A 9466-nucleotide genomic window follows, 5' to 3' on the forward strand; every position below is an offset into this window, starting at 1 on the left:
AAGGGCTTCTACCTGAACAGCGATGTGTTTAGGTAGAGGCCCTTTTATGCAATCGTATTCAAGTTTTCCGTCATCTTTTTCAGCACCCGATTAAAGACAGCCAACTCGCTCTCATCCAAATCGCGCAGGGCGACGTCTTCCAGGTCGCGGGCAGCTTGCAGCCACTCGGGGAAGCGCTCGATAGCGGCTGGCGAGAGCGAGACGTACCGTTCCCGCTTGTCGTCACCCTCGGAGCGGATGATCCAGCCCATTTCCTCCAGCCGGGTCAATGTCCGCGTAATGGTAGGGGCCTCCACGTTCAAGTAATTGCTCAACTGCACCTGCGTCAGCGAGCTGCGGTAGTGCAGGCAGAGAATGATGCTCCATTGCGAGCTATATAATCCCATGGGCGACATGATTCCATTCAAGGTTTTACTGAAAACTCTGGCAGTTTGGCCGATCTTGTGACCGTAGTGTTGCATGAATATCAGACCTCCAGAAAAAACTGGTTCGATACGATGCGCTTGATTGCTTAAGTAAATATGTACAAATAAAATAGTAGCAGGTAATGACATATAAGTAAATGTTTATTCGAATGTAAAAAAGGCATTTTTCCGAACAAAAAACAAAGCTGATGACAGTCGTTCCCCGTCGCTCAGCTTTGTGCACACACGATTTTGCGTTCAGTTGTTCACTACTTTTAACTGGCGGACAAAATGCCGAGCGGGCCAGATTCGTCTATAATCGACTGCAAGTCGTAGACGGAGATCGGGAACATCGGAAACCCGACGTAATAAGGCGTGATTTCATACAATTGGAAATAAATAACAAGTGATTTGTCTGCGAGATAGAAGTCCTGATCTGGCTTGATTGTGGTAAAATTACCTAAAGTAGGAATATCGCGCTCTTTGATTTGTCGCTTGATGTTTTCCGACAGGACCGTGACGTAGTCGCTGCCGGGCTTGAACAGATCGCGCAAGGTGTAGAGCTTGCCTGTCTGGGTATTGGCTGTTACAGACCCGAGAAAAGTCATTCCGTGAGCCATTTGCGGGGTGTACGCGTAGTTGCTGAGTGTCACGCTGAAAATGCCGCGTTCATTCGTCTTGATTTCAAAGCTGCCTTGCATCTGTGTATTTCCCGGCACCTGCACTCGTTGCTGCTCGTGGATCAAGCCTTGCACCGTTTGCAAAATGGCCCGGTTGATGTCTTTTTCCGCCTGCTGGTTGGCCAGCCCTGCCAGCTGCGGGTAGTAAATCGTGGTGTTCGGACGGTTGATGGTCCGCGTCAGCACAGTGGCTGGCAACAGATTGAGTTGTTCTTCCACAGTTCCAGTTCCTTTCCAAATAGCTTAAAATAAGGGGAGATGATAGTAGCCTATTCTCCAATCGTTTTGGCTGTTCTCACTTTTTTCACAAATTAGTCAATCTGCACGCGATATAATGGTTAAAGAATCCGATACATAAGTAACAGGAAAAGGGGGGCACTTATGATTCAATTGGTTCGTAACACCTTGACGGACAAAGAAGGCTTTATGATTTTTATCCTATGGAACCACCTGTGGATGGCGGGACTGATTGCTTATCAGGTCGATGCAAACTTCTGGAAAGTGACGTCCCTCGGATTGCTGGTCACCCTCATTGTGTCACCGTTTTACTTCATCAAAAGGGACAGTCATGTCATTCGTTACTTGGTAGCGATTGGACTCATGTTTTACGCGATCTCATTCGATCACTTTACTACCTATCCAGAGGTAACTTTTCTCGCATTCATTGTCATGGGATTTTTGGCAGCCTACCTCGACTGGAAGCTGGTAGTGTCGGCGGGAATCGCGCAGATTGTTGTGACTCTGGTCGGCTTTTATACAGGCTCCTACGAAATTTTTAGCGGCGACTTCACGGAACTGAATCTGGTGCTGCGGATTGTAGCGATCCTCATGATGATGGGGGCTGTAACGTACCTCTGTCTGGCTGGACAAGCTTCTCTCAGCAAGGCGAATATCGCCCGACAGGAAGCAGAGGAAAAAGAACGCCGTCTGGGAGAAATGCTCGTACATATTCAACAGATGACGGGGCAGATTGACCGCACGACAGAGCATGTGCACGAGCATGCCGAAGGAACGAAACGCAATACGGACGAGATGATGATTGCGTTTCGCGAAGTTGCGACTGGCATGGAATCGCAGGCCAATTCGACTGTGAAGATCGAAGAAGAGGTGCAGTCGATCGACCAGGAGATCGTGGCGGTAACGACGCAGACGAATGCGATGAAGAGCGAGTCCGATCAAAACAACCAGCGCCTGAAAGACAGTGTGGGCATGATGAACGAGCTTTCGCAGCAAATGGAACAGATCGTGTCTGCGGTCAATGTGGCTGCTGCGACGATTCACCAGCTCAATCGCCAGGCGAACCGGGTAGAAGAAATCGTGGGAGCGATCAACCAGATTGCTACGCAAACGAATCTTTTGGCGCTCAACGCCGCCATCGAGTCAGCGCGGGCTGGCGAGCATGGACGCGGTTTCGCTGTAGTAGCTGACGAAGTGCGCAAGCTGGCTGAGCAAAGCGCGACCGCTACCCAGGAGATTACGGAAATTCTCAAATCGCTCCATCAGGAGAGCGAGAACGCTGTGCAGCAAATCAGCAACGGAGAGGCGTCTGTAGCCAAAGGACAGGAGCTGGCTGTAAAAACGGTGGCTTCGATCGAGGCAGTCCGCTCCGGCATGGTGGCATTCCTGCAAGCGGCCGAGCATGTCGGTTCCAGCATGAACCGGGTCAAAATGCGTTCAGGCGAAGTGGCGATGGAGATGTCGACGATTACGGCCGTCACCGAACAATCGGTTGCCAACCTGGAAGAGCTTTTTGCCACCGCAGAAAATCAGCATCAAAAGGTGCGGGAAATTACCGAAGAGCTGGGTGAGCTTAGCAACCTGTCGCATCGACTCCAGCAAACCTTTCAAACGAAATAAACAAACTGGCGGAAACAATCTGAAAAAACAATTGCTTTTTCAGAGCGTTCTGCTAGAATAAGTTCATTGTAACTCAATAGATGATCTACCTTATCGAGAGCGGCGGAGGGACTGGCCCTATGAAGCCCGGCAACCACTGGACATGCGAGACATGTACAGAAAGGTGCCAATTCCTGCAAAACCTGTACCGGGGTTTTGACAGATGAGGAAGAGGACGGCTTCGGACGCAAACTCTTCCTTCGGGAAGAGTTTTTTTTCGTTAGAAGGGGAGGATGGACAGAGGGAGAATAACGAACGATAAAATAATTTTAATGTGAAATATTCGTGTTTGGTATTGATCTTTTTGTCGAAAAACCGTACATTATGGTTAGGATAGAGAAAACGGAGAACGTTCAGATAGGGGAGAAAGACACCATGAAGAAGTTGTTGTTGGCATTGACTACTTTTGCTGTTTTGGCTGCGGGTTGTTCAGCAGGCGGGAATGCACCTGCCGGGAACGCATCGACTGATAAGCCGAAAGAGCAAGCGGCAGGACAAGAAGGTGCAGCGAAGAAACGCGTTGCCTTGATTTTGCCGGAAAAAATCGGCGTGAACCCATTCTTCCAGCAAATGGACGAGGGCGCGAAAAAAGCAGGACAAGAATTTGGCGCGGAAGTAAAAAGCATCGAGTCGACTGACCATGGTGCGATCGAAGAGAACTTGCGCGTAGCCGTAGCGGAAAACTACGACCTGATCATCACTTCTTCTTTTGAAGCAGAAGACGCACTGAAAAAAGTAGCCGCAGAAAACCCTGATCGCAACTTCGCGATTATTGATACAGTAGTGGACTTGCCAAATGTGCGCAGCGTTACTTTCCGCGAGCAGGAAGCAGCTTACCTGATGGGGGCGGCGGCAGGTCTTGCCACGAAAACAAACAAAGTCGGCATGGTTGTCGCAATGGACATTCCGCTTCTGAAAAAATGGACAGGCGGATTCCAGGAAGGCTTGAAATCGACCAATCCGAATGCAGAATTTCTGGTAAACTACGTGGGCAGCTTCACTGACCCGGCAAAAGCGAAAGAGCTGGCTCTGCTGCAAGCATCCAAAGGCGCTGACTTCATCAACGGAGCAGCTGCGGTAGGCGATCTCGGCGTATTCGAAGCCGCGAAGGAAAAAGGCTTCTTTACAGCAGGACAAGACGTTGACCGCACGACGATTGACCCTGAGCACATCGTATTGTCCCAACTGAAAGGGACAGACGCAGCAGCGTATGAAACCGTGAAATCGTTTGTGGAAGGTTCTTTCAAACCAGGTGTCGTCAACTACGGATTGAAAGAAAAAGGCGTAGGCGTAACGTATGTGACTCACGAAAGCAAAACACCGCTGAACGCTTTCATCGGCCAGGAAGTTGTGGACAAAGTAAAAGCGATCAGTGAAGAGATCATTGCTGGTACCCGCAAAGTGCCGGATTCGTTCTAAAAGCTAGTGCACAGAGCTTGATTGTGACCGACTACGGCTGTGTAGTCGGTCTTCCTTATATGCGAAAGGAAAGCGTAAAGAAGGGGGAGCAAGGATGACCTATCGTTTGGAAATGCGCGCCATGACCAAGAAATACGGAGATTTTATTGCAAACGACAAGGTCTCGTTCTCGCTTGCTGCCGGAGAAGTGCACGCGATCGTCGGTGAGAACGGAGCGGGCAAGACGACGTTGATGAGGATGTTGTACGGCATGGAGCAGCCTACGTCCGGCGATATCGTGCTAAACGGCAAGCCGGTCGCTTTTCGCGGGCCACAGGACGCCATTGGCAACGGAATCGGGATGGTGCACCAGCACTTCATGCTGTTCGGCGAGTTCAGCGTGGCCGAAAACATCGTGATTGGCTACGAACCGCAGCAGGCCGGGTTTTTCCGCCGCCATGACGCTGTGCAAAAAGTGCGCGAGCTAAGCGAAAAGTTCCGTATTCCGATTGATCCACAGGCAAAAGTGTCTAATTGCTCGGTGGGAGAACAGCAGCGGGTCGAGATTTTGAAAGTGCTGTACCAGGGCGCAGACATCATCGTGCTGGACGAACCGACCGCTGTGTTGACTCCGCTGGAGGTTCGCGACTTGCTGCAAACGATTCGCAATCTGGCGGAGAGCGGGAAAAGCGTGATTTTGATTACGCACAAGCTCCAGGAGGTAATGGAGGTAGCAGATCGCATCACGGTGCTGCGCGGCGGCAAGGTGACGGGTACGGTTGCGCGTGAGCAGACAAATGTGGACGATTTGGCCCGGTTGATGGTCGGCCGCGAGCTGCAAGAGCTGAGTGAGCGCGTCGCTTTGGAGCAGGGGCCGCTTTTGCAGGTGGAAAATTTGTCGGTGCGCGAAAAGCAGACGTTGCTCGACCGGGTCAGCTTTACCGTCCATCACGGCGAGATCGTGGGAATTGCCGGAGTTTCTGGCAACGGTCAGTCCGAGTTGCTGCAAGCCGTGAGCGGTTTGCGGGCGGCACAGGAGGGAACGGTGCGGTTGGGCGGCAAGGACGTCACCAACAAATCTGTGGCGACAATCCGGGAAGCGGGTCTGGCCCATATTCCCGAGGATCGTTATATGTGGGGAACCGCCAAGCTGGAAAGTGTCGAAGAGAACGCGTTGATGGGCTATCAGCGCAAGCCTGCATTCAATCGGCGCGGCATCGTACTGCGGGAAGCGTTTCGCCAGGTTGTGACTGGCTGGGTGGAGCGATTCGCGATCAAGACTGGTTCGCGGCAGCTTCAGGAGCTTGCCGGGAATTTGTCGGGCGGAAATTTGCAGAAGCTGATCGTCGCGCGGGAGCTGGGGCATGAAACCCCGTTTTTGATCGCGGCTGAGCCGACGCGCGGTGTCGATATCGGAGCGATGGAGTACATCCATCAGGCGCTGATCGACAAGCGCAACGCAGGAGACGGAATTTTGCTGGTGTCATCCGAGCTGTCGGAAATTTTGGCGCTGTCGGATCGCATTTTGGTGATGTACAAAGGGCGGATCGCCGGAGAGCTTTCGCGCAAAGAGGCAACCGAGGAAAAAATCAGCGTGTTAATGGCGGGAGGAAGCGTTCATGGCAGCAATCAAAGAGCTGTGTAAATCACTGGTTCAGCCGCTTTTGGCGATTGTCATCGGCCTGTTGATCGGGGCGCTCGTCATCGCATCGGTAGGGGAATCGATCTTGGGCACCTATCAGGAAATGTGGAAGGGAGCATTTGGAAGCTTTTACTTCTTCGTTTCCACGTTGGCGAGAGCAACACCGATCATGCTGATCGCCCTGGGGCTGTCGCTTGCTTTTCGGGCGGGAGTATTCAATCTGGGGGCAGAAGGACAGATGGTGCTTGGCGCTATCAGTGCTACGCTGGTAGCCATTTACTTGCCGGCGCCGGGAATCGTGAAGCTGGTGGCTGCGATTGTGACGGGAATGGTCGTTGGCGGGCTTTGGGGGCTATTGCCGGGCATCATGGAAGCGCGGTTTCGGATTCCGCTGCTGATTTCTTCCTTGCTGTTCAACTACATTGCCGTCTTGTTTGCCAGCTATCTGGTCACGGAGCCGTTTCGGGACAGGACTGGTTCGGCAGCTTTGGCGCAAACGGTCATGCTGGACAAGAGCGTCTGGCTTCCCAAGCTGTTCGCAGGGATGAGCGTGCACGCCGGGTTTTTGTTTGCCATTGTCGGCGCTTTGATCCTGTTCTGGGTCATCCGCTTTACGCCGTTCGGCTATGAAGTGAAAATGCTCGGGCAAAACCCGTTGTTCGCTCAATACGGGGGGATCAACCGCATCCGCGTCATGCTGACAGGCATGTTTGCCAGCGGTGGTCTGGCGGGCCTGGCAGGGACGGTCGAGGTGCTGGGGGCGCACTACCGTTTTGTCGATGGCGCTTTGACTGTACCGAACTTCGCCTGGACGGGCCTGATGGCGACGCTCTTGGCAAACTCCCATCCGGTCGGGATTATTTTTACCTCGATCCTGCTGGCTGCTTTTCAGACTGGAGCGATGGGCGTGGAGCGGAACACAGACGTGCCGTTGGAGTTGGCAAGCGTCATCTCGGCAGTGCTGATCCTGTTTATTTCGGCAAAATTCAGCTACGACTGGTGGAAACAGCGGAAAGCAAAAGGGGGAGAATCGCATGGAGCTGCTTGATTGGTCCCTCGTCAGTTCTACCATTCGCATGGTGACACCGATATTGCTGGCTGCTTTGGGCGGAGCGCTGTGCTCGCGTGTAGGCATTTTTAATGTGGGGCTGGAAGGCATGGTGCTGGCCGGAGCCTTTTCCGCGATCGTTGGCAACCACTTTACCGGGAATTTGTTTCTGGCGATCTTGATTGCGGCGTTGACGAGTGTTTTGTTCGCTCTGTTGTTTGCCTATATGACGATCAAGCTCAAAGCAAACGAGATCGTCGTCGGGGTAGCGATCAATTTCCTCGCGCTCGGTCTGACGACGTTTGCGCTGCGGGCGATTTTTGGCGTCAAAGGGGCTTTTTACGATAAAGATATGGCGGGCTTGCCGAAGTGGGACATCCCTGTGATCAAAGATATTCCGGGTGTCGGCGAGGTATTTTCCGGGCATTCTCCGCTTGTTTATTTCGCGTTTTTGGCTGCGATTGCGCTTTATGTGTTCTTTTACAAGACTGTCACTGGTTTTCGGGTTCTTGCCGTCGGATCGAATCCGGTTGCGGCTCGCAGCCTCGGGTTGAAAGTAACGGGCTTGCAGGTGCTGGCTATCGTCATCTGCGGCGCTTTGTGCGGGCTTGCAGGAGCACAGCTTTCGTTGGGCCAGGTGACGATGTTCTCCGAGGGCATGACCGCCGGACGCGGCTTTATCGCTTTGGTGGCGATGATGATGGGGCAGTCCCATCCAATCGGAATACTGGCGTCGAGCTTTTTGTTTGGCTTGATGGATGCGCTGAGCATTCGTCTGCAAGGCTTCTCGCTGCCAACGCAATTCACTTCCATGCTGCCGTATTTGCTCACGGTTGCCGCGATGTTCTTCCTGAAAGAGCGCATGCAGGCGGCGAGCAACAATCAGCAGAGCACCCGTTAACAAAGAACAGTCAGCGAAGAAAAGGGGGGACGCAACATGAACAAGGCAGATCGGATCAAACGGATGAAAGTGCCCGCAGTCGACCCGGCACTGGCAAAAAGGCTTCCGCCAGGACAAATTTTGACCGAGCGCTTTCCGATTTTGCATGAGGGAGAAGTCCCGGTTTACGACATGAAGGAATGGACATTGCGCGTGTTTGGCGAGGTAGATCGCGAAGTTACACTGAGCTACGAGCAAATCATGGAGATGCCGCAAGTCACCGTGACCAGCGATATTCACTGCGTGACGCGCTGGTCGCGTTTTGACAATGCATTTACAGGCGTGCGGTTCTGCGACTTTTTGCAGGCAATCGGGGTAGTGCCGCAGGCATCGTACGTCATGCTGCACGGCGATCACGACTATACGGCGAACGTGCCGCTCGCTGACTTGATGCGCCCTGACGTGCTGTTGGCCCACTCCTTCGACGGAGAGCCGCTGACGGACAAGCATGGCTGGCCTTTGCGCCTGACTGTGCCGCACCTGTACTTCTGGAAAAGCGTGAAGTGGCTGCGAGGCATTGAGTTTATTTCGGAAAACACCCCCGGATTTTGGGAGCAAAACGGCTTTCACCTGATCGCAGACCCGTTCCGCGAAGAGCGGTTCTCCGGTGAAGCGCTGCCGATTCCCGAAGACGAATGGGAGAAAAAGGAGTTTGATTGAGATGCTTACGAACTTGAAAGTAGATCCGGAACAGTTGCCGAAGCGTGTCATCGTATGTGGAGATCCAAAACGGGCTGCCTTGATTGCCGCCAAGCTGGACAACCATCGGTCCATCGGAGAAAATCGCGAGTATCACAGCTATGCCGGGACGTGGAAAGGCACGGAGGTTGCCGTAGTCAGCCACGGCGTCGGTTCGCCGGGTGCTGCCGTATGTTTTGAGGAGTTGGCAAAAGGTGGCGTGCAGGTCATCATTCGCGTAGGTACGGCAGGATCGTACCAAAAAGAAATCGAGCCTGGCAGCCTCGTCATCAGCTCGGCTGTCGTGCGTCAGGACGGACTGACCAGCCAGCTCGTTCCTCCGGGTTTCCCGGCAGTCGCCAATCGCCGCGTGGCGGATGCACTGGTGGCAGCAGCAGAAGCAAACGAGGCCGGACTTCCCGTAGCAGAGGGAATTACGCTGACGCTGGATGTGTTCTACAGTGGCGTTCTGGAGTTTCCGCACAAGCTGTACCAAAAAGCCGGGGTGCTCGCGGTCGAGATGGAAAATTCCGCCCTGTTCGTCATCGCGGTATTGCGCGGAATGAAGGCCGGAGCGATTTTGGCGATTGACGGCTATGCGGATGCCGATTTGCTTGCTTCGTACAACCCGCATACCGATGCGATGGCAAAAGCGATTGAGGCAGAAGCGCTGATTGCGCTGGATGCTTTGGTGGCTGTTTCCTAATCTAATCACATAAACATGCCCAGGACTGTGAATGGTCCTGGGCTTTTTTTCGTGCGCCCAGCATGGGCGATAGC

The 9466-nt window shown here is 53.1% G+C and carries 9 protein-coding genes and 1 riboswitch; of the genes, 7 read left to right on the top strand and 2 right to left on the bottom strand.

Annotated features, from left to right (window positions below):
- Window positions 1–44: 44 nt before the first annotated feature.
- Window positions 45–461 carry a MarR family winged helix-turn-helix transcriptional regulator gene (locus DEP07_RS00295; protein WP_063228891.1) on the bottom strand — a complete coding sequence of 139 codons (417 nt, stop codon included), beginning with the start codon at window positions 459–461 and terminating at the stop codon, window positions 45–47.
- A gap of 218 nt (window positions 462–679) precedes the next feature.
- Window positions 680–1303 (bottom strand): DUF3298 and DUF4163 domain-containing protein, encoded by a 624-nt coding sequence (locus tag DEP07_RS00300; protein ID WP_122962504.1) that lies wholly within the window; start codon window positions 1301–1303, stop codon window positions 680–682.
- 162 nt (window positions 1304–1465) lie between these two features.
- Here DEP07_RS00300 and DEP07_RS00305 point away from each other — a divergent pair, with 162 nt between their 5' ends.
- From DEP07_RS00305 to DEP07_RS00335, 7 genes are all read left to right on the top strand, one after another.
- Entirely contained in the window at window positions 1466–2941 is a 1476-nt protein-coding gene (locus tag DEP07_RS00305; protein ID WP_122962505.1) for a methyl-accepting chemotaxis protein, read from the top strand.
- Between the two features lie 87 nt (window positions 2942–3028).
- Window positions 3029–3150: riboswitch (SAM riboswitch) on the top strand.
- Between the two features lie 205 nt (window positions 3151–3355).
- Window positions 3356–4399, top strand: coding sequence for a BMP family lipoprotein (locus DEP07_RS00310; RefSeq protein WP_122962506.1), 1044 nt, complete (start codon window positions 3356–3358; stop codon window positions 4397–4399).
- A gap of 94 nt (window positions 4400–4493) precedes the next feature.
- Window positions 4494–6023 carry an ABC transporter ATP-binding protein gene (locus DEP07_RS00315; protein WP_173596326.1) on the top strand — a complete coding sequence of 510 codons (1530 nt, stop codon included), beginning with the start codon at window positions 4494–4496 and terminating at the stop codon, window positions 6021–6023.
- Window positions 5998–7068: an ABC transporter permease gene (locus tag DEP07_RS00320; RefSeq protein WP_280648669.1), complete on the top strand. Its 1071-nt coding sequence runs from the start codon at window positions 5998–6000 to the stop codon at window positions 7066–7068. The genes DEP07_RS00315 and DEP07_RS00320 overlap by 26 nt, the downstream gene beginning before the upstream one ends.
- On the top strand, window positions 7055–7969 hold the full coding sequence (locus DEP07_RS00325; RefSeq protein WP_280648668.1) for an ABC transporter permease: 915 nt from the start codon (window positions 7055–7057) through the stop codon (window positions 7967–7969). The genes DEP07_RS00320 and DEP07_RS00325 overlap by 14 nt, the downstream gene beginning before the upstream one ends.
- A 36-nt stretch (window positions 7970–8005) precedes the next feature.
- Window positions 8006–8668 carry a sulfite oxidase-like oxidoreductase gene (locus tag DEP07_RS00330; RefSeq protein ID WP_287101960.1) on the top strand — a complete coding sequence of 221 codons (663 nt, stop codon included), beginning with the start codon at window positions 8006–8008 and terminating at the stop codon, window positions 8666–8668.
- Window position 8669: 1 nt separating this feature from the next.
- Complete coding sequence (locus DEP07_RS00335; RefSeq protein ID WP_173596329.1) at window positions 8670–9392, top strand: nucleoside phosphorylase; 723 nt, start codon at window positions 8670–8672, stop codon at window positions 9390–9392.
- Window positions 9393–9466: the final 74 nt, after the last annotated feature.

It is taken from the genome of Brevibacillus sp. (genome assembly GCF_003521185.1).
GTDB lineage: Bacteria > Bacillota > Bacilli > Brevibacillales > Brevibacillaceae > Brevibacillus > Brevibacillus parabrevis.